This window comes from Serratia sp. CY55921, assembly GCF_052167655.1.
GTDB classification, from domain to species: domain Bacteria; phylum Pseudomonadota; class Gammaproteobacteria; order Enterobacterales; family Enterobacteriaceae; genus Serratia; species Serratia ureilytica.
Genome location: NZ_JBJNMU010000004.1, coordinates 282,335 through 300,971, shown reverse-complemented (window position 1 = coordinate 300,971; position 18,637 = coordinate 282,335). Strand labels below are relative to the sequence as shown.

General features: G+C 60.0%; 19 protein-coding genes. 11 read left to right on the top strand and 8 right to left on the bottom strand.

Annotated features, from left to right (window positions below):
- A partial coding sequence (locus ACJ8M3_RS19450; RefSeq protein WP_273831248.1) for a transketolase-like TK C-terminal-containing protein occupies positions 1-264 on the top strand: 264 nt, incomplete at its 5' end.
- 50 nt (positions 265-314) lie between these two features.
- Here ACJ8M3_RS19450 and nudK read toward each other — a convergent pair.
- A complete protein-coding gene (gene nudK / locus ACJ8M3_RS19445; RefSeq protein ID WP_033643990.1) occupies positions 315-890 on the bottom strand; it encodes a GDP-mannose pyrophosphatase NudK in 576 nt (191 codons plus the stop codon).
- A 387-nt stretch (positions 891-1,277) separates the two neighbouring features.
- Between nudK and narQ the strand changes: the two genes are divergently transcribed.
- Both narQ and ACJ8M3_RS19435 read left to right on the top strand, forming a co-directional pair.
- Positions 1,278-2,954, top strand: coding sequence for a nitrate/nitrite two-component system sensor histidine kinase NarQ (gene narQ / locus ACJ8M3_RS19440; protein WP_069100427.1), 1,677 nt, complete (start codon positions 1,278-1,280; stop codon positions 2,952-2,954).
- A gap of 161 nt (positions 2,955-3,115) precedes the next feature.
- Positions 3,116-3,748 carry a response regulator gene (locus ACJ8M3_RS19435; RefSeq protein ID WP_033643992.1) on the top strand — a complete coding sequence of 211 codons (633 nt, stop codon included), beginning with the start codon at positions 3,116-3,118 and terminating at the stop codon, positions 3,746-3,748.
- A gap of 31 nt (positions 3,749-3,779) precedes the next feature.
- Here ACJ8M3_RS19435 and ACJ8M3_RS19430 read toward each other — a convergent pair whose 3' ends face one another.
- Positions 3,780-4,058, bottom strand: a complete 279-nt coding sequence (locus ACJ8M3_RS19430) for a winged helix-turn-helix domain-containing protein (RefSeq protein ID WP_004941750.1) — start codon at positions 4,056-4,058, stop codon at positions 3,780-3,782.
- A 292-nt stretch (positions 4,059-4,350) separates the two neighbouring features.
- Between ACJ8M3_RS19430 and acrD the strand changes: the two genes are divergently transcribed.
- A complete protein-coding gene (gene acrD / locus ACJ8M3_RS19425; RefSeq protein ID WP_046687604.1) occupies positions 4,351-7,485 on the top strand; it encodes a multidrug efflux RND transporter permease AcrD in 3,135 nt (1,044 codons plus the stop codon).
- A 124-nt stretch (positions 7,486-7,609) separates the two neighbouring features.
- Here the strand turns inward: acrD and ypfM are convergent, their stop codons facing one another.
- Complete coding sequence (ypfM, locus tag ACJ8M3_RS19420; RefSeq protein ID WP_100396732.1) at positions 7,610-7,669, bottom strand: protein YpfM; 60 nt, start codon at positions 7,667-7,669, stop codon at positions 7,610-7,612.
- Positions 7,670-7,885: 216 nt separating this feature from the next.
- Between ypfM and ACJ8M3_RS19415 the strand changes: the two genes are divergently transcribed.
- The 7 genes from ACJ8M3_RS19415 to ACJ8M3_RS19385 all read left to right on the top strand — a co-directional run bounded on the left by ACJ8M3_RS19415 (position 7,886) and on the right by ACJ8M3_RS19385 (position 12,711).
- On the top strand, positions 7,886-8,365 hold the full coding sequence (locus tag ACJ8M3_RS19415; protein ID WP_033651520.1) for a tetratricopeptide repeat protein: 480 nt from the start codon (positions 7,886-7,888) through the stop codon (positions 8,363-8,365).
- Between the two features lie 9 nt (positions 8,366-8,374).
- Positions 8,375-8,806 (top strand): GNAT family N-acetyltransferase, encoded by a 432-nt coding sequence (locus tag ACJ8M3_RS19410; RefSeq protein WP_033643995.1) that lies wholly within the window; start codon positions 8,375-8,377, stop codon positions 8,804-8,806.
- A 727-nt stretch (positions 8,807-9,533) separates the two neighbouring features.
- Complete coding sequence (locus ACJ8M3_RS19405) at positions 9,534-10,085, top strand: LuxR C-terminal-related transcriptional regulator (protein WP_089195054.1); 552 nt, start codon at positions 9,534-9,536, stop codon at positions 10,083-10,085.
- 256 nt (positions 10,086-10,341) lie between these two features.
- Positions 10,342-10,728 (top strand): ArsC family reductase, encoded by a 387-nt coding sequence (locus ACJ8M3_RS19400; protein ID WP_046687605.1) that lies wholly within the window; start codon positions 10,342-10,344, stop codon positions 10,726-10,728.
- Positions 10,725-11,852 carry a succinyl-diaminopimelate desuccinylase gene (dapE, locus tag ACJ8M3_RS19395; RefSeq protein WP_033643998.1) on the top strand — a complete coding sequence of 376 codons (1,128 nt, stop codon included), beginning with the start codon at positions 10,725-10,727 and terminating at the stop codon, positions 11,850-11,852. Before ACJ8M3_RS19400 ends, dapE begins: the two co-directional genes overlap by 4 nt.
- Positions 11,849-12,523 (top strand): M15 family metallopeptidase, encoded by a 675-nt coding sequence (locus ACJ8M3_RS19390; protein WP_033643999.1) that lies wholly within the window; start codon positions 11,849-11,851, stop codon positions 12,521-12,523. The genes dapE and ACJ8M3_RS19390 overlap by 4 nt, the downstream gene beginning before the upstream one ends.
- A 2-nt stretch (positions 12,524-12,525) precedes the next feature.
- Entirely contained in the window at positions 12,526-12,711 is a 186-nt protein-coding gene (locus ACJ8M3_RS19385) for a YpfN family protein (RefSeq protein ID WP_004941720.1), read from the top strand.
- Between the two features lie 30 nt (positions 12,712-12,741).
- On the opposite strand, the gene ypfH is transcribed toward ACJ8M3_RS19385, so the two are convergent.
- From ypfH to bamC, 5 genes are all read right to left on the bottom strand, one after another.
- Positions 12,742-13,431 (bottom strand): esterase, encoded by a 690-nt coding sequence (gene ypfH, locus ACJ8M3_RS19380; RefSeq protein ID WP_042785172.1) that lies wholly within the window; start codon positions 13,429-13,431, stop codon positions 12,742-12,744.
- A 120-nt stretch (positions 13,432-13,551) separates the two neighbouring features.
- Positions 13,552-15,564 carry a tRNA(Met) cytidine acetyltransferase TmcA gene (locus ACJ8M3_RS19375; RefSeq protein WP_089197309.1) on the bottom strand — a complete coding sequence of 671 codons (2,013 nt, stop codon included), beginning with the start codon at positions 15,562-15,564 and terminating at the stop codon, positions 13,552-13,554.
- Between the two features lie 56 nt (positions 15,565-15,620).
- Positions 15,621-16,490 (bottom strand): KPN_02809 family neutral zinc metallopeptidase, encoded by an 870-nt coding sequence (ypfJ, locus tag ACJ8M3_RS19370; RefSeq protein ID WP_033644002.1) that lies wholly within the window; start codon positions 16,488-16,490, stop codon positions 15,621-15,623.
- A 209-nt stretch (positions 16,491-16,699) separates the two neighbouring features.
- A complete protein-coding gene (gene purC / locus ACJ8M3_RS19365; RefSeq protein WP_033644003.1) occupies positions 16,700-17,413 on the bottom strand; it encodes a phosphoribosylaminoimidazolesuccinocarboxamide synthase in 714 nt (237 codons plus the stop codon).
- A 170-nt stretch (positions 17,414-17,583) separates the two neighbouring features.
- Positions 17,584-18,636 (bottom strand): outer membrane protein assembly factor BamC, encoded by a 1,053-nt coding sequence (gene bamC, locus ACJ8M3_RS19360; RefSeq protein ID WP_089197310.1) that lies wholly within the window; start codon positions 18,634-18,636, stop codon positions 17,584-17,586.
- Position 18,637: the final 1 nt, after the last annotated feature.

Below are 18,637 nucleotides of genomic sequence, written 5' to 3'. Positions count from 1 at the left end.
GTGCGCGTGGTGTCGATGCCGTCGACCGACGCGTTCGACAAGCAGGATGCGGCGTACCGCGAGTCGGTGCTGCCGGCGGCGGTAACGGCGCGCGTGGCGGTGGAAGCGGGTATCGCGGATTACTGGTACAAGTACGTGGGCCTGAACGGCGCTATCGTGGGCATGACCACCTTCGGTGAGTCGGCGCCGGCGGAGCAGCTGTTCGCCGAGTTCGGCTTCACCGTGGACAACGTGGTGGCCAAGGCGCAGGCGCTGCTGAAATAAGCCGCCGGGCGCAAGCCGATAAAAAAGCCGGTCATCATGACCGGCTTTTTTTATTCCATCACCCGATGAATCTGCAAATACTGCAGCAGCATGATGGTTTTGCCGTCTTTAATCCGGCCATCGGCGATCATCGCCACCGCGTCGCGAAACGGCAGTTCGATCACTTCGATATCTTCATCTTCAATGCCACCGCCGGCCGCGCGCCGCTCATCGTCATGGTATTCGGCGATAAAGAAGTGCACGATCTCGGTCACGCCGCCCGGCGACATGTAGGCTTCGAAGATTTTCTTCACCTCGCTGACCTGAAAACCGGTCTCCTCCACCGCTTCGCGGCGCGCGCACTGCTCCGGAGAGTCGGCGTCCAGCAAGCCGGCGCAGGCCTCGAGCAGCATGCCGCTCTCGTTGCCGTTGACGTAGGTCGGCATGCGGAACTGGTTGGTCAGCACCACCGTGCCCTTGGCGCGGTTATACAGCAAAATGGTGGCGCCGTTGCCGCGATCGTAGACCTCGCGCACCTGTTGCACCGAACCGCCGTTTTTGCGTTTCAGATCGAACGTGTACTTGTGCAGCACATACCAGTTGTCCGACAGCAGCTCTTTCTTCACATTCTCAATTTTCGACGACATAACCCTTTTCCCTTGCGTGACAACGTGAAGATCATACCGCGATTAGGCCGCGCCGCGGCAGACGATTTGCAACAAAAATCACACCGCGCCCCGCCGGACAAGCCGGGACTTAACATTGCTTAAAATAATGAAAAATAAGTCGCGCTCAGGCGCATGAGATTGCATAAAACCCAGTGCGATTCGCCCCCCAAAGACAAATCGTCAGAGGAAACCGGCCCGCCGCTGAAAATCGACGGGCGTTTCGCTATTCATTTGATTACACAACCACAATTGTTCCCGTTTTGTTGACAACTTGATACAAATCGCGGTGCATTTTAGTTGCAAAAGTTATAGTTTTGCTTTCGAATGAAACTGGCGACGCGCCCTACCTGAGAGAAGGATCCTTGATTGCTTGTTAAACGTTCCGTGACCGGCAGCCTGGCCAAAGCGCTGTTCGGCATCGTGATACTGTCGGTGCTCGCCACCGGGTTGGCGTTGACCACCGTCGCCGGCAGCCAGAGTGATGCCGAAGCGATCAATATCGCCGGTTCGCTGCGCATGCAAAGCTACCGGTTGGCCTTCGATCTCGACCAACAGAGCCCAGAACTGGAGCTGCACCTGCAGCAATACCGGCAGTCATTGCAGGCGCCGGCGCTGCAAAAACTGGCGCGCTTCTACGTACCGGCCGAGGTGCGCAACCATTACCTGGCGCTGCAACAGGCGTGGCAAACGATGGAGCGGCAGATCCGCAACGGGCAGGCGATCGCCTATCGGGCGGAGGTCGCCGGCCATGTCAATCGCGTTGACCATTTCGTGTCCGCCCTGCAGCGCTATTCCGAACTGAAACTGACCCTGGTGGCCGCCGTCAGCGTGCTGGGTTACGCCGCCATCATCGGTCTGGTGCTGTTTTGCATTCGTTTTATGCGCCGCCAGGTGGTCACCCCGCTGCAACATCTGGTCGACGCCAGCCAGCGCGTGCAACAAGGGGATTTTCACCACCCACAGTTGGACGTGACGTTGCCGAACGAGCTCGGCGTGCTGTCGCAAACCTTCAGCGCCATGTCGGACGAACTGGCCCGGCTCTATCAGTCGCTGGAGCTGAAGGTACAGGAAAAAACCCAACGTCTGCAGCAGGCCAATGAAACGCTTGAGGTGCTGTATCGCTGCTCGCAGGCGCTGAGCGTGCGCCAGCTCGATCAGCAGGCGTTCGAAAATGTGCTGCGCATCGTGCGCCAAAGCGAACGGCTGCGCTGCATCCAGCTGAACGTAGCGGACGGTCAGGGCCAGTGGCGGCTGAGCGAAGGGGAAGCGGCGCCGACGCAGGCCTGGAACGCGCTGCCGATCACCCAGGGCGACAAGCCGCTGGGCGAGTTGCGCTGGCAGCCCGAGGCGCACCCGCCGCATCCTCACCTGATGCAGAGCCTGGCCAATATGTTGGGCCGCGGCGTTTACTTCAACCGGGCACAAAAGCAGCACCAATATCTGCTGTTGATGGAAGAGCGTGCGACCATCGCCCGCGAGCTGCACGATTCGCTGGCGCAGACGCTGTCGTTCCTGCGCATCCAGCTGACGCTGCTGCGGCGCAGCGCCGCCGATCCGGCGGCGCAGACCATTATCGACGATTTCGATCGCACGCTGGCCGATGCCTATCGCCAGTTGAGAGAGTTGCTGGCCACCTTCCGCCTCAACATTCAGGAGGCGGATCTGAACGCCGCGCTGGAGCAGCTGCTGCAGCCATTAAAAGCGCTAACCCCCGCGCGGATTCAGTTACACTGTCGGCTGTCTTCGCAGGCGCTCAACGCCCAGCAGCAGGTGCACGCGCTGCAGATCGTGCGCGAGGCGGTGCTCAATGCCGTCAAGCACGCCGGGGCAGACGAGATTACGGTGTGTTGCGAGGTCAACGCCGCAGGCGACAACGTTTTCAGCATTACCGACGACGGTTGCGGCATCGCCAGTCTGGAGGAACCGGAAGGGCATTATGGTTTGACCATCATGAGCGAACGCGCGGCGCGATTGGGAGGAACGCTGCACATTCAGCGCAGAAGCGGCGGCGGCACGGCGGTTTGCCTGACATTCTCGCCCTGACCTTGCGGCTGTTCATTCTGCGTTACGGTTGCCGCCGGGCGGAAGGCCGTCCGGGGAGGTTTACGGCGCTGATTGCCGCTATTTTTGAAGAGACAGTCCCACTGTGAAGCACGCCGCAGGGCGCGTTTGAGTGGCTTTACTTGCTACAGGGAGCATATTTCATGGTGATGAAGCAATACCGAGTCATGATCGTTGACGATCATCCGTTGATGCGGCGCGGCATCAAACAACTGCTGGGACTGGATGCGCGATTTAGCGTGGTGGCGGAGGCCGGCAACGGCAGCGAGGCGGTTGCGCTGGCGCTGCAGCACGCCCCGGACGTGATCTTGTTGGATCTGAACATGAAGGGCATGTCCGGGCTGGACACGCTGCGGGCCCTGCGCGACGAAGGCGTGGACGCGCGCATCATCGTGCTGACGGTCTCCGACGCGCGCAGCGATCTGTATGCGCTGATCGACGCCGGCGCCGACGGCTACCTGCTGAAAGACAGCGAGCCGGAACTGCTGCTGGAGCACATCGGCGCCGCCGCCGAGGGGCAGAACGTGATCAGCGACGCCATGGCCGACTATTTGCTGGCGCGCAGTGAGCAGCGCGATCCCTTTGCCGCCTTGACCGAACGTGAGCTGGATGTCTTGCAAGAGGTGGCGCGCGGCCTGTCCAACAAACAGGTAGCGGCGCAGCTGCATATCTCTGAAGAAACCGTGAAGGTGCACATCCGCAACATACTGCGCAAATTGGACGTGCGTTCTCGCGTGGCGGCGACGGTGATGTACCTGGAGCATAAAAGCCAATGAACGTCAGCCCCGGCAGCTGCGCCGGGGCAGCTTACTCGATGGCGCTGAGCAGCGCCTGATGGTGCTGGTGCACCCAGCTCTTGTTGAACGGCCCCCAGCTTTCCAGCTGATAGAAACCGTCGTTGTTGCGCACGCCCTGCTGCACGAACTGCAGCTCGACACCCATGCCGGGCAGCGCCTTCAGCACATCCTGCAACGTGCGGCGCGGCCAACCGGTCAACGCCATCAACCGCGGCACATTGGGCCGCTCACTGTGACTGATCAGCCAGCACAAATAAAGCCGACGGGCAAATACCGGGTTAATTCCCATGCCAAGCTCCTGCTGTAAGGTGAGTCCTGTTTATTTCCGGTTCCCTGCGCGCGAAAAAGGCACGCAAGGCCTTCGACAGTCATAAAAATGTCTTAATCGCGTCTCGTTGTCGGCAAACAAGCGCCAACGCCGTTTTACGCTACCGTTATTTACACTATCTCCTTTTTTTCTCCACGCTTTCCTCGGCTTTCCCGAGTACAGTGCAATAGCGCCGGGATCCCTCCCTGCCGCTGAAATGCATAATTCTGATGCGTTTTAAAGATAGAACAAGTCATAACGAGGTTCGCGCTGCATGGCCAATTTTTTTATTGATCGCCCGATTTTCGCCTGGGTGCTGGCAATAATTCTTTGCCTGACCGGGGCGTTGGCGATTTTTTCTTTACCGGTAGAACAATACCCGAATTTGGCGCCGCCGAACGTGCGCATCAGCGCAACTTATCCAGGCGCTTCGGCGCAAACGCTGGAAAACACCGTCACGCAGATCATTGAACAGAATATGACCGGCCTCGACAACATGATGTATATGTCGTCGCAGAGCACCAATACCGGCCAGGCGACCGTCACGCTGACGTTCGAAGCCGGCACCGATCCCAACGAAGCGATGCAGCAGGTGCAAAACCAGCTGCAGGCGGCGATCAAACGTCTGCCGCAGGCGGTGCAGAATCAGGGGGTCACGGTCTCGAAATCCGGCGATACCACGCTGATGATGGTGGCGTTCGTCTCCACCGACAACAGCATGGACAAGCAGGACATCGCCGATTACATCGTCTCCAACCTGCAGGATCCGCTCAGCCGCATCAACGGCGTCGGCAGCATGGACGTCTACGGCTCGCAGTACGCCATGCGCATCTGGCTCGATCCCAACAAGCTCAACAGCTATCAGCTCACGACCCAGGACGTGGTCAAAGCCATTCAGTCGCAGAACGCCCAGGTGGCGGTCGGCCAGTTGGGCGGCACGCCGTCGGTCGATAAACAGGCGCTGAACGCCACCATCAACGCCCAGTCGCAGCTCCAGACGCCGGAGCAGTTCCGCCAGATCACCCTGCGGGTCAATCAGGACGGTTCGCTGGTGACGCTGGGCAACGTCGCCACCGTTGAGTTGGGCGGCGAGAACTACAACTACCTCAGCCGCTACAACGGCATGCAGGCCGCCGGCATGAACATCAAGCTGGCTTCCGGCGCCAACGAACTGCAGACCGACCAGTTGGTGAAGGACAAAATCGCCGAGCTGTCGCAATACTTCCCGCACGGACTGGAAGCCAAAGTGGCCTATGAAACCACCCCGTTCGTCAAAGCCTCGATCAAGGACGTGGTGAAAACGCTGCTGGAGGCCATCCTGCTGGTATTCCTGGTCATGTACCTGTTCCTGCAGAACTTCCGCGCTACCCTGATCCCCACCATCGCCGTGCCGGTGGTGCTGATGGGCACTTTCGCCATCCTCTCCGCCTGCGGCTTCAGCATCAACACCCTCACCATGTTCGCCATGGTGCTGGCGATCGGCCTGCTGGTGGACGACGCTATCGTGGTAGTGGAGAACGTCGAGCGCGTGATGAGCGAGGAAGGCTTGCCGCCGCGAGAGGCCACGCGCAAATCCATGGGGCAGATCCAGAGCGCGCTGGTCGGCATCGCTCTTGTGCTGTCGGCGGTGTTCGTGCCGATGGCGTTCTTCGGCGGCACCACCGGGGCCATCTATCGCCAGTTCTCCATCACCATCGTCTCCGCCATGGTGCTGTCGGTGCTGGTGGCGATGATCCTGACCCCGGCCCTGTGCGCGACGCTGCTTAAACCGATCGCCAAGGGGCATCATCACGGCAAGCGCGGCTTCTTCGGCTGGTTCAACCGCATGTTCAACCGCAATGCCGATCGCTATGAGCGCGGCGTGGGGCGCATCCTGCACGCCAGCGGCCGCTATATGGTGATTTATCTGCTGCTGCTCGGCGGCATGGCGCTGCTGTTCATCAAGCTGCCGACCTCGTTCCTGCCGCAGGAAGACCGCGGCATCTTCACCGTACAGGTGCAGCTGCCGGCGGGATCGACCCTGCAGCAAACGTCCAAAGTGGTGGAGAAGGTCGAGCAGTACTTCCTCACCGAAGAGAAACAGGACGTGTTGTCGGTGTTCGCCATCATCGGCTCCGGGCCGGGGGGCAACGGCCAAAACGTGGCGCGCCTGTTTGTCCGGCTGAAAGACTGGGACCTGCGCGCCTCGGGCGCCAACAGCTCATTCGACATCATCGATCGCGCGACTCAGGCATTCAGCAAGATTAACGAAGCCCGGGTGATCGCCAGCAGTCCGCCGGCGATCACCGGCCTCGGCAACTCCTCCGGCTTCGATATGGAGTTGGAAGACCACGCCGGCCTCGGCCACGCCAAGCTGATGGCGGCGCGCGATCAATTGCTGCAGCTCGCCGGGCAAAATCCGCTGCTGTCGCGCGTGCGCCACAACGGCCTGGACGACAGCCCGCAGTTGCAAATCGATATCGATCAACGCAAGGCTCAGGCGCTGGGCGTGTCGATCGACGACATCAACAGCACGCTCTCTACCGCCTGGGGCTCGACCTACGTCAATGACTTCGTCGATCGCGGCCGGGTGAAAAAAGTCTACGTGCAGGCTGCGGCGCCGTTCCGCATGCTGCCGGATGACATCAACAAATGGTATGTGCGCAACAGCACGGGCGGCATGGTGCCGTTCTCGGCCTTCGCCAGCTCGCACTGGGAGTATGGTTCGCCACGGCTGGAACGCTATAACGGCAGCTCGGCGCTGGAGATCGTCGGCGAAGCGGCCAACGGCGTCAGCACCGGCACCGCCATGGCGGAAATGGAGAAACTGGTCAGCCAGCTGCCGGCCGGCTTCGGTCTGGAATGGACGGCGATGTCCTATCAGGAACGGCTGTCCGGCTCGCAGGCGCCGGCGCTGTACGCCATCTCGCTGCTGGTGGTGTTCCTGTGTCTGGCGGCGTTGTACGAGAGCTGGTCAATTCCGTTCTCGGTGATGCTGGTGGTGCCGCTGGGGGTGATCGGCGCGGTCGCCGCCACCTGGCTGCGCGGCCTGGAGAACGACGTTTATTTCCAGGTCGGCCTGCTGACCATCATTGGGCTGTCGGCGAAAAACGCCATTCTGATCGTCGAGTTCGCCAATGAGCTGAACCAGAAAGGGCAGGATCTGATGTCGGCGACGCTCGACGCGTCGCGCATGCGCCTGCGGCCGATCCTGATGACCTCGCTGGCGTTCATCTTCGGCGTGCTGCCGATGGCCACCAGCAGCGGCGCCGGCTCCGGCAGCCAGCATGCGGTCGGCACCGGGGTGATGGGCGGCATGATCTCCGCCACCCTGCTGGCGATTTTCTTCGTGCCGCTGTTCTTCGTGCTGGTTCGCCGCCGCTTCCCCGGTAAAGCGCATCCGGCCGCCACACCGCCCGCCGAAGAGTGATCGGCGGCGCATAAAAAAAGCAGCGTCGGATGACCGATGCTGCTTTTTCGAACGAATATTTCGTTCCCACGGTGTTTCAGTAATTTTCCAATGACTCAACCTTGCCATCGGCTTCATCGCTGTGTCAGTTGCCCAACATCTCATCAATGAAGTCTTTCCAGTTTCCTAATTCACGATCAACCATAATACTTTACAACCTCAATTATTTGACGAAGCGGATTCTACGCCTGTTTTTTGACCATGTGAAGGGAAACGGGAACGATGCCGGGCCCGGAAACCGGGGTTAGCGCACATTTTCGTATTTATCTGATCAATGTTCAGTGCGGCTATTCCCTTGTGATATCAATTTCTCCACGATAGCGTGTAAAAGGTATAACAATACGCCAATGGAGCGCCGATCATGTCCACCTCTTTGTCTGTCTCACAGTTGAAAGCGCAAGGTCATTATCAGGAAGCCACTGCGCTGGCGTTGCGGCAACTGGCGGCAGAGCCGGAAGCGGCGATGCTGCATTTTCAGCTGGCCTGCCTGTACGACGTTCAGGGTTTGGAGCGACAGGCGATTCCCTGCTACCTCGCGGCGTTGGGTCGCGATTTGCCGCCCGCCCAGCGCCGTGAAGCCTGGCTGGGCCTCGGCAGCACTTACCGCGCCCTGGGGAAATACCCGGCTTCGCTGCGCGCTTTCGACGATGGCTTGGCTGAATTCCCGCAGGCCAACGAGCTGAGGCTGTTTCGTGCCATGACGCTGTACAACCTGGATGAAGGTAAACGGGCCGTGGCCGATCTGTTGTTGTTGCTGGCGGAAACCTCGTCAGACCCCGACATCCGCGGCTATCAGCGCGCCATTCGGCACTATGCCGCCGATCTCAATCATATTGATTAGAGGAAAACGATGGAAATCATCACCGATATGAACCGCCGCGCCATCGACTGGCGGCGGCTGTGTGAATTGCTGCAGGCCGCCGGGCTGGGCGAACGCGATCCGCATACGCTGCAACGCGTTTATCAACACAGCCAGTTTTGCTATTGGGGGTTTATCGGCGATGAGCTGATCGCCACCGCGCATGCCATCAGCGATTTGACTTCGGTCGCTTACCTGGCCGACGTGGCGATCGATCCGCGCTTTCAGGGGCAGGGATTGGGGCGCCGGTTGATGGACCGGGTGATGCAAGATCTGGCGCCGCTCGGCAAGGTTTTCATCTATTCGGTGCCGGAAAAACTGGCTTTCTATGAAAAGTACGGTTTTCACGATTTGACCACCGGCATGGTGTTCGCAGAGGGGGATGCTCTGTGGCGTTTGCAACTGGGGGGCTACGTGCGTTAATCGCGCATTACAACGTTCGGCTGATAAAAATAGGGCGGCAGATGCCCCGCAGAATTGCTGCCGCTGTCAGGATCTTTCACCACGGCCGACGATTGTCGTAGCCGATATATTCATCGTTAACGCGATCCAATCCGTCCACAAGACAAGACGCTATTTCCGACGTGATCTTATCGGAAATTTCGATCCGGCATTCTTTCATGCCGTTCCCCCGTATAAATCCTCCCCACTTGCACAACGCACGCAGCTTAAAACATCGCATTTTTTTGATTAAGATTTATCTTTGCCATTAATTTGGCGCGCGCCATGAGATTGTCCCAGCACACTCTTTGAACTGCGCTAAAAATAATCAACACCCCTCGCTAAAAAGCAAGAAATATCTTAATTATTAATTCATTAACATTCCCTCCCTCACAAAAACGATCGATATTAACGATCGAATATTTTATTTTGATAGCCATTTTCTATGTTAATTCCTTTTAATAACCGGAGTATTAATAGAGGATTTCTATTCTATTCCTCTTTCTTCACTGGGCAGCTCGATTAAAAACCAAATTTACTCTTTATAAATCATGCTAGTATATGGGGCTTTCCTGATTGTCCACCGCAGGATAGCGTTCTTTCCCTGCGGCGCCCAATAAGTTCAATGTGAAATTATTTAGATTGTTTCTTTTTTTATGTTTTAAGATATCTCCTCACCGGGAAATAGAAATTAAGGGATTATAATAAAATGAAAATTGATATTTTCAGCGAGTGTGCCTATACCGCTATCGGCATCCGGCAGCTCATTAATCAAATCTGGGCGGAGAAACGCGCGCCGGCCGGCTTTAGCCGCAAAAGAGTCTGCTTTATCGATGTCACCATCGCCAATTTTGAAGCGCGCTACCGCGATGAATATGCCAACCCCAATACCTACAAAATAGTCATTATCACCGACTGCCTGCATGACATGGTGATTGTCGACAGCAAGACCATTATATTATCAAACCTTATATCATTGAGCCGCTTCAGCCACCTGATCGGCGACTTATATAAGCGCTACAGCCACTATACCGAGCCGCCGCAACTCTCTCAGCGCGAATCGCATTTTCTCTCGGAATGGTCGACGGGAAAATCGCTGGCCGACATCAGCAATGCCATGAATATCAGAAATAAAACCGCCAATCATTACAAGTCGCGAATAATGAAAAAACTCGGCGCCAGCCGGATAAAACCGCTCTTGCATATTACCCGCGTACGGTGTTTGACCGATCGTTTAAACATAAGGATCAATAAAGAGTAGCTCTCTCTCCGCCAGCTCTGCATTGGCGGCAGAACGCTTTCGCCGGCGCCTTTTCACCAGCACGGTCGGCGAAGGCAGCCGTTCAACCACGTTGCCGACCTCTTATCCCTGGCGCGCAATCGCACCTCGCACGCATCGTTGTCTGGATCTCGCCGCCGCTTTACTGGCATTATCTCTGCTATCGCCGGGCGGCTAGCGGGCCAAAGATCGCCCACGCCGCTCAGTATCGACTCGACGAGACAGGTAGCTTTACGCCATGGCAAACAAACCGCAACAGACAACGCTGACGATGTACGGCATCAAAAACTGCGACACCATCAAAAAAGCCCGCCGCTGGCTGGAAGATCAGGGCGTGGCCTATCATTTTCACGACTATCGCGCCGACGGCCTGGACGAACAACGGCTGCGCGGTTTCGTCGCGCAATTGGGGTGGGAGCCGCTGCTCAATACCCGCGGCACCACCTGGCGCAAGCTGGATGAAGCGCAGCGCAACGCCTGCGATAACGCCGACGCCGCCATCGCGCTGATGCTGGCGCAGCCGGCGATCATCAAACGCCCGTTGCTGGACGCCGGCAACGGGCGCACCCTGCTCGGTTTCAACGCCGACACTTACCAGCAATTTATCGCCGAGGTCGCCGTATGACTTGCCCGGTTATCGAACTGGCTCAGCAACTGATCAAACGCCCTTCCCTCAGCCCAAATGATGAAGGCTGCCAGCAGCTGATGATCGATCGCCTGCAGGCGATCGGTTTCACCGTCGAAGCAATGGACTTCGAAGATACCCAAAACTTCTGGGCCTGGCGCGGCGAAGGGCAAACCCTGGCGTTTGCCGGGCACACCGACGTAGTGCCGACCGGCGATGAAAAGCGCTGGGACAACCCGCCGTTTGAACCGGCAATCCGCGACGGCATGCTGTACGGCCGCGGCGCGGCGGATATGAAAGGGTCATTGGCCGCGATGGTGGTGGCCGCGGAACGCTTTGTCGCCGCCAACCCGAATCACCGGGGTCGTCTGGCATTCCTGATCACTTCGGATGAAGAAGCCAGCGCCACTCACGGCACGGTTAAAGTGGTCGAAGCGCTGATGGCGCGCAACGAGCGGCTGGATTACTGCCTGGTCGGCGAGCCGTCCAGCACCGAGCGCGTCGGCGACGTGGTGAAAAATGGCCGTCGCGGCTCCATCACCGCCAACCTGCATATCCACGGCGTACAGGGGCACGTCGCCTATCCGCATTTGGCGGACAACCCGGTGCACCGCGCCATGCCGGCGCTGAATGAACTGGTGGCGATCGAATGGGATCGCGGCAACGAGTTCTTCCCGCCGACCAGCATGCAGATCGCCAACGTGCAGGCCGGCACCGGCAGCAACAACGTGATCCCAGGCGATTTCTACGTGCAGTTCAACTTCCGTTTCAGCACCGAACTGACCGACGCGATGATCAAGCAGCGCGTGGAAGAGCTGCTGGAACGCCATCATCTGAATTACAGCATCGAGTGGCGTCTGTCCGGCCAGCCGTTCCTCACCTCGCGTGGCGCGCTGGTGGATGCGGTGGTCAACGCCGTCGAGCACTATTCTGAATTGACGCCGCAGCTGTTGACCACCGGCGGCACCTCCGACGGCCGCTTCATCGCGCAGATGGGTGCACAGGTGGTGGAGCTGGGGCCGGTCAACGCCACCATCCACAAGGTCAACGAATGCGTCAACGCCGCGGATCTGCAGCTGCTGAGCCGCATGTATCAACGCATCATGGAGCAATTGATCGCATGATCAACGCAGAAATGCTCACCGGCCGCTCGACCGAGCACCTGGCGCCGCTGAGCGGCAACCATCGGCTGCAGCCGGAAGCCGTCAACGCGTTTCTGGCGATGCAGCAGGCGGCGCGTGCGGCGGGATTCGATCTCCAGCCCGCCAGCACCTTCCGCGATTTTGACCGGCAGTTGGCCATCTGGAATGGCAAATTCTGCGGCCAGCGGCCAGTATTAGATAAGGACAGTCAACCGATCGACGTCGCGCCGCTGTCCGCCGCCGAGCGCTGTGAGGCGATCCTGCGCTGGTCGGCTCTGCCGGGCGCCAGCCGCCACCACTGGGGCAGCGATCTGGACGTGTACGATCCGTCGCTGTTGCCGGAAGGGCAAAAGCTGCAGCTGGAACCGTGGGAATATGAGGAAGGCGGCTACTTTGCGCCCCTTAACCAGTGGCTGACGGCGCATATGGCCGAATTCGGTTTCTACCGCCCCTTCACCGAAGACTGCGGCGGCGTAGCGGTGGAGCCGTGGCATCTGAGCTACCGGCCGCTGGCGCAAGAGGCCGAACACTTGCTGACGCCGGCGCTGTTGCTGGCGGCCTGGCAAGACAAGGAGGTCGCCGGTGCCGAATGGCTCGAACGCCATCTGCCATCGATTTTTTCGCGTTTTATACGCAGTAAAGGAAAGGAGTAGCTATGCAATGGTTAGCTGATTACTGGTGGATTATCCTGCTGGTTCTGGTGGGGATGGTCGTCAGCGGCATCAAGGAACTGCGCCGCGTTGACGTCAAAAGCTATCTGGCCAACAAGCCGGAGATACCGCCGCACCGCGACAACAACGCCCAGTGGGATGACGAAGACGACTGGCCGAAGAAGAAGTGATATCAGGGCGCTCATCGGCGCCCTGAATTTTTAGCGGAAGGCGATCAGCTCGCCGCGCTTGCCGGACAAGGCTTCGTCCCAGTAGCGCTGCGGCACATAGTAATGCAACCTTTCCAGCGCGGCGTTCATCATGCCCTGGTTGATCGCATGCCCAACGTCCTGTTCCACGTCCAGCGTGAAATCGGCGCCGTTGGTCCGCAACGCCTCCGCCGCCGCGTGAGCATGCTGCACCGCGATCACCGCGTCCTCTTCGCCGTGGATCAAATGCACCACGCTGTCGCCGAACGCCTGCTCAGGCAACTGGGCGAAACGCCCGCTGAACGCGACCACTCGCCCGGCGAGGCGGGTTTCCGCCTTCAACGCCTCCAGCGCCATGATCGCTCCCTGCGAGAACCCCACCAGGGCAGTGCCGGCATAGCCAACGCCGCTCAGCTGCTGCCAATGGCGCACCACGGCCACAAACTGCGGCATTACGTCTGCGATGCGGGCCACGCGGTTCTCTTCGGTCACGTCCTGCACCGAAAACCACTGGCGGCCGGCGCCGTTGCCAAACGCTGCGGGGCCACCGATGCTTACCACCTGCGCCTGGGGAAACTCTTTGGCGAAGTAACTGCCGATCTCCCCCATCGCCACCGGGTTGTCGCCGACACCGTGAAACAGCAAGATCAGCTGCGCCGCCGGGGTCGCCGGGCTTTGGACAACGAAATGCTCATGTTTCATCGATGACTCCTTAATAGTAACCAAACCTGACGCAGCGACTGTCGTCGCCGCACCGCTGACAGCCACTATACGCCGCTGAGAAATCGGGAAAATCGGGTTTTATTGAGCAAGTTCTTCAATTTATTGCAATGACTGCGCCCAGTCGCGCCAGTAGCGGCAGTGCTGCGCATTCAGCTGTTCCAGCGCCTGCGCCGTTTCATGCCGCCAATGGCGCAGCAAGGCTTTCTGGCCGCTGACGCCCGCCCGCTCTGCGCACTCCGCGGGAGAGTGCCGCCGCTGCAGATGGCCGCGCAGTGCAGGCAGCGGCAGACTGCTAGCCAACAGCAACCGCTGCAACGCCCCCAGGCTGGCCTCCAGCGGCCGATGGGCAAAAGCGAACCCGGCCAGCTCGCGCCAGTCCTCTTCGCCGAGCGACGTATCGCCGTCGTCGCCCGGGATCGCCAGCGTAAGCTCGATACGCTGCCGCAGCCAGGGCCAGTCGCGCGCCAGATGCTTGTGTGCCGCGTGCCGCAGCGCCTCTCCTTGCTCGCTCAGGGGCAAGATCGCCATCGCGGTATAGCAGCCGCTGCTGGCCTCCGGCTTGCTGCCGATGCGCACCAGCTCGAAACCGCAGGATTGCCAAAAGCGCCACAGCGGCTCGGTATAGCCGAAGCTGACCGACAGAAAGTCCAGCCCCTGCGCCTGGCGGCGTTGCCGCTCGATCAACTGGCGCGCGATACCCCGCCGCCGCAATGCCGGCAGCGTCGCAATGCGGGTAATGCGCCGTGAACGCAGCGTCGGCGCCCACCATTGGCCGCCATGCGCCGCCAACGACTGCGCCACCAGATTGCCGCGCGGCCGACGGCGGCCGGCCCACACGTCGTGCGCCAACTCGGCGCTCAATCCGCCCTCTTCCACCAGCCACACAGCGCCGACCACCTCCAAACCGGCCTGCGCCAGCCCAAAATGCATGCCGGGCGCATCCATCAACCTGCGCAAATCCAGCGGTGAGGTGCGGTAATGCGCGCTGCTCAGCAGGGCGTAGAAACGCGCCAGCCGCTGCGGATCGGCGCACAGCTCGCCTTGTTCCGCCTGGCTGTAATCGATCGCCTGGCCATCCGCCGGCCAGGCGGGCAGCTCGTTGAACAACAGCGCATTGTCCGTTATCCGTTCCAGCGCATCCCCCTGCGCCCAACGCATCGGCTGATGCAGGCTCAGCGCCTGATAGGCCGGCAGCCCGGCGCAAAACTTCAGCAGAAAACCGCGGCCAGTGCCTTCATAGCCCTGCACCGTGGTGGTCAGCAACACGCGCGGGAAATAGCCGATCAACTGCTGCAACAGCGGCGCGGGGATCGCCGCCGCCTCATCCACCAGCAGCCACCCCACGGCGCTGACGTCGCCTTCCCGGCACTGCGCCAACAAGGCATCGGGCGCCCAAAACTGCGCGCGCCCCTGCGCCCATTCTCCGGCCACCGCCGTGGCGGCGCGGCTCGGCCCGGTGATCCAGCAGATCAGCGGCGACTGCGCCACCAGCATGCCCGCCAGCGTCGATTTGCCGCGGCCGCGAGCGGCGGTCAGCACCCACACGCCGGACTCGGCCTGCAGCAGCGCCGTCAAGATCGCCTGTTGTTCCTCGGTCGGCCGGCCATCCGGTGGCAGCCACCCTTCACGCGCCGGCAGCGCGGCCAGCGTCAGGGGCTCATCCTGCCGCCAGATCGTCACTTCGCTGTCGTCGGTCAGATGCTGCTGCAGATGATGAATGAAATGCGGCGTGGTGATCGGCTGCGGGCAATCGCTCCAGCGCAGGCTGTCGCCGTCCGGCAACTGAGCCCATTGCCGCCAGGGCGGCGTCAACAGCAGCAGCCAGCTGCCGGCGCGCAGGGCGCCACTCAACGCCGCCAGCGCCTCTACGTCCAGCGAATGACCGGCATCGAACACTGCGTGCAGCCGCTCCTGCCCCAGCAATTGACGCACCGCGCCGCTCGCCAACGCCGCCTGGCCGGGCGGCGGATTCTCCCCGACCCAAGGCCAGTCGCCGGGCAACGTCGCCGCCAGCCGCTGCGCCTGTTCGCGGCACCACTCGGGTTCGCCGCTGAGCACCAGCAGGCGCCGGATGCCCTGCCGCCGCATGAGTTGTTGCGCTGCCTGTAGCATAAGGCTGTATCTCAATTCGAAAAAAATGCCGGAGTCAGGCTCCGGCACGTGAGGTGTTAACGGGATGCGAAGGTGTTGCAGGTATTGGGATCGCCGCTGTCGAAGCCCTGTTTAAACCAGGTGTAGCGCTGCTGCGAAGTGCCGTGGGTAAAGCTGTCCGGCACGACGCGGCCCTGGCTCTGTTGCTGCAACCGATCGTCGCCAATCGCCTGTGCGGCATTCAGCGCCGCCTGCAGGTCGCCCTCTTCCAGCATCTGCTGCTTCTCGGCGTATTTGCCCCATACGCCGGCAAAGCAGTCCGCCTGCAGCTCCATTTTCACCGACAGGCGGTTCACTTCCGCCTGGCTGGCGCCCTGCTGCATCTGGCGGACCTTCGGCTCGATGCCCAGCAGGTTCTGCACATGGTGGCCGACTTCGTGCGCCACCACATAGGCCTGAGCGAAATCACCGCCGGCGCCCAGCTTGGTCTTCATGTCCTGATAGAAAGACAGATCGATATACACCGTTCTGTCGCCCGGGCAGTAGAACGGCCCCATTGCCGCCTGACCGGTGCCGCAGCTGGTGCGCGTCACGCCGCGATACATCACCAGCTTCGGCGGTTGGTAGGTTTTGCCCATGCGCTGGAAAATCTCTTTCCAGTTATCTTCGGTCGAGGCCAGCACCACCGAGGTAAATTTGGCCAGCTCATCGTCTTTCGGACTGATGCTGGCGCTCTGTTGTTGACCCTGAGGAGCGACATTACCGCCGTTCAACAGCGGCGACAGATCGATGCCGTAATAGCCGGCCACCAGCACCACCACCAGAATGACGATGCCGCCCTTGCCGCGCACCGGCACGCGGAAACCGCCGCCACCGCCGCCCAAACCTGAAGACTGCCCGCGACGATCCTCAACATTGTCACTTTCCCGACGCCCTTGCCAACGCATAAATACACTCCAGATATTTCCCCTGCTCGTTGAAGATGCCGCGCGTTGGTAAGCGCAAAGGCAGCTTCAAGCCTGAGTGGGATAGGTTTTAGTCATCTCGCATCCATCATTATAAATGGTCTGCCGCGGAGGAAATGTAGAAATTTTCTGGAAAAATGCAGAACAGCGGGACGATCCGGCCGGATCGCCCCGAATGGCGGTGCCAACGCTTAGTCGAGCTTCACGCCGATGCGGCGCGCCACTTCTTCGTAGGCTTCGATCAGCCCGCCCAGGCTTTGACGGAAGCGGTCTTTGTCCATCTTGTCCAGGGTGTTTTTGTCCCACAGACGGCTGCCGTCCGGCGAGAATTCATCGCCCAGCACCACTTCGCCGTTGAACAGGCCGAATTCCAGCTTGAAATCGACCAGGATCAGGCCGGCGTCGTCGAACAGCTTGGTCAATACTTCGTTGGCGCGATAGCTCAGCTCACGCATGCGCGCCAGATGCTCTTTGCTCACCCAGCCGAAGGTTTCGCAGTAGGATTCGTTGACCATCGGATCGTGCATGGCGTCGTTTTTCAGGAACAGATCGAACAGCGGCGGGTTCAGCACCAGACCTTCTTCGATGCCCAGACGCTTCACCAGCGAACCGGCGGCGCGGTTGCGGATCACGCATTCCACCGGCACCATGTCCAGCTTCTTCACCAGCACTTCGTTGTCGGACAGCAGACGCTCCATCTGGGTCGGGATGCCGGCTTCTTCCAGTTTGCTCATGATGAAATGGTTGAACTTGTTGTTCACCATGCCTTTGCGATCGAACTGCTCAATGCGCTGACCATCCAGTGCTGACGTATCGTTGCGGAACTCCAACACCAACAGATCGGGATTCTCGGTGGTGTAAACGGTTTTTGCCTTTCCGCGATACAGCTCAGCTAGCTTTTGCATCTTACTTACTCCAGTGATGTATCCCCGTTGTCTCCCGAGCGCGGCCCGAAATTAGGGGGTATAGAATTGACCTAATGAATTCTTTGGCGTGCCGGGCACTATTGTGCCAAACCTGCGACGCAAACGATACCGTATAGACAAAACAAAAAGGGGCCGAAGCCCCTTTTTGGTTATTTAACGCTGGTTTTACTGAAGGCAGACTGGAATGCCGCCACCAGTGCGTCGTTTTTCGACTGGGTGAGCGGTTTGCCTTTCGGATCGATGAATTGCAGGCTGGTGCGGTTGTTGAGATCGCCGACCTGCAGCTTGTAATCCCCTTCCGCCAGCTCAGGATCCTTGACGCCCAACGCATCCCAATCGCTGCTGCTCAGGGACTTGTAGGTCACGGCGACGGTGCCCTGCGGACGGCTGCGGTCACCCACTTTCATCCCCAGTTTTTCGAGCGCCGGCGGCAGGCGATCCCACACCACGGTGTACGGGCCGCGCACGACCAACATCGGCAGGCCGGTATCATCGGCGCCGCTCTGCACGTCCAGCGCGCCGAAGCGGCTGGCGGTCTGGCCGCTCGCCAGGTTGTCCTGCTTGTCCAGACCTTCGATCAGGGTGTTGATCATCATGCCGTTGTAACGCTGGATCTCAGATTGATCGGTGACCTGTTCGGTCTTGCCCTGCTGCTGCAGGCCAACGCTTTTCACCACCAGCGCCTGCTGGTAGCCTTGTTGCTGCACGCTGATCTGATAACGGCCTTCGTACTGGTTGTCTTCGTCCAGACGGTTCCACTTCACCCAGTCGGTGGTCAGGGTCTGACCGGCGTCCTGGCGGGAAGCGATCGCGATGTTCTTCGCCTGCAGCAGGCTGACTACGCGCGACCACAGGTTTTGGTTCTGCGGGCTGTTTTCCAGCAGCAGCGTGCCGCTGTCGCCGGCGTATTGCGCGCGAGAACCGCTCAGCAGCGCCAACGGCTGCACCGGCGGACGAATGTCCAGTTGCTTGCCGACGTTGCCTTGCAGCGTCGTGGCGGGCACGTCATAGTTGCCGCTCTGCACCGGCAGGATCATGCCGGACGGCGCGTTCAGCGCCTTGAGCGGAGCCGCGTCGAGGTAAGCCTCGTCGCCGCTGACCTGGCGCTTGTAGCGCTGATCGCTGCTGCAGGCCGCCAGCATCATCACCAAAGAGATGCCCACTACTTTTGCTACCGTCGACTTTTGCAATGAATAAGCCATC

What these genes read in the sequence shown, in the direction of transcription:
- nudK (WP_033643990.1), bottom strand. Translation starts at nt 890, where the DNA reads ATGTCGTCGAAAATTGAGAATGTGAAGAAAGAGCTGCTGTCGGACAAC.
- ACJ8M3_RS19435 (WP_033643992.1), top strand. Translation starts at nt 3,116, where the DNA reads ATGGTGATGAAGCAATACCGAGTCATGATCGTTGACGATCATCCGTTG.
- ACJ8M3_RS19430 (WP_004941750.1), bottom strand. Translation starts at nt 4,058, where the DNA reads ATGGGAATTAACCCGGTATTTGCCCGTCGGCTTTATTTGTGCTGGCTG.
- acrD (WP_046687604.1), top strand. Translation starts at nt 4,351, where the DNA reads ATGGCCAATTTTTTTATTGATCGCCCGATTTTCGCCTGGGTGCTGGCA.
- ACJ8M3_RS19415 (WP_033651520.1), top strand. Translation starts at nt 7,886, where the DNA reads ATGTCCACCTCTTTGTCTGTCTCACAGTTGAAAGCGCAAGGTCATTAT.
- ACJ8M3_RS19410 (WP_033643995.1), top strand. Translation starts at nt 8,375, where the DNA reads ATGGAAATCATCACCGATATGAACCGCCGCGCCATCGACTGGCGGCGG.
- ACJ8M3_RS19405 (WP_089195054.1), top strand. Translation starts at nt 9,534, where the DNA reads ATGAAAATTGATATTTTCAGCGAGTGTGCCTATACCGCTATCGGCATC.
- ACJ8M3_RS19400 (WP_046687605.1), top strand. Translation starts at nt 10,342, where the DNA reads ATGGCAAACAAACCGCAACAGACAACGCTGACGATGTACGGCATCAAA.
- dapE (WP_033643998.1), top strand. Translation starts at nt 10,725, where the DNA reads ATGACTTGCCCGGTTATCGAACTGGCTCAGCAACTGATCAAACGCCCT.
- ACJ8M3_RS19390 (WP_033643999.1), top strand. Translation starts at nt 11,849, where the DNA reads ATGATCAACGCAGAAATGCTCACCGGCCGCTCGACCGAGCACCTGGCG.
- ACJ8M3_RS19385 (WP_004941720.1), top strand. Translation starts at nt 12,526, where the DNA reads ATGCAATGGTTAGCTGATTACTGGTGGATTATCCTGCTGGTTCTGGTG.
- ypfH (WP_042785172.1), bottom strand. Translation starts at nt 13,431, where the DNA reads ATGAAACATGAGCATTTCGTTGTCCAAAGCCCGGCGACCCCGGCGGCG.
- ACJ8M3_RS19375 (WP_089197309.1), bottom strand. Translation starts at nt 15,564, where the DNA reads ATGCTACAGGCAGCGCAACAACTCATGCGGCGGCAGGGCATCCGGCGC.
- ypfJ (WP_033644002.1), bottom strand. Translation starts at nt 16,490, where the DNA reads ATGCGTTGGCAAGGGCGTCGGGAAAGTGACAATGTTGAGGATCGTCGC.
- purC (WP_033644003.1), bottom strand. Translation starts at nt 17,413, where the DNA reads ATGCAAAAGCTAGCTGAGCTGTATCGCGGAAAGGCAAAAACCGTTTAC.
- bamC (WP_089197310.1), bottom strand. Translation starts at nt 18,636, where the DNA reads ATGGCTTATTCATTGCAAAAGTCGACGGTAGCAAAAGTAGTGGGCATC.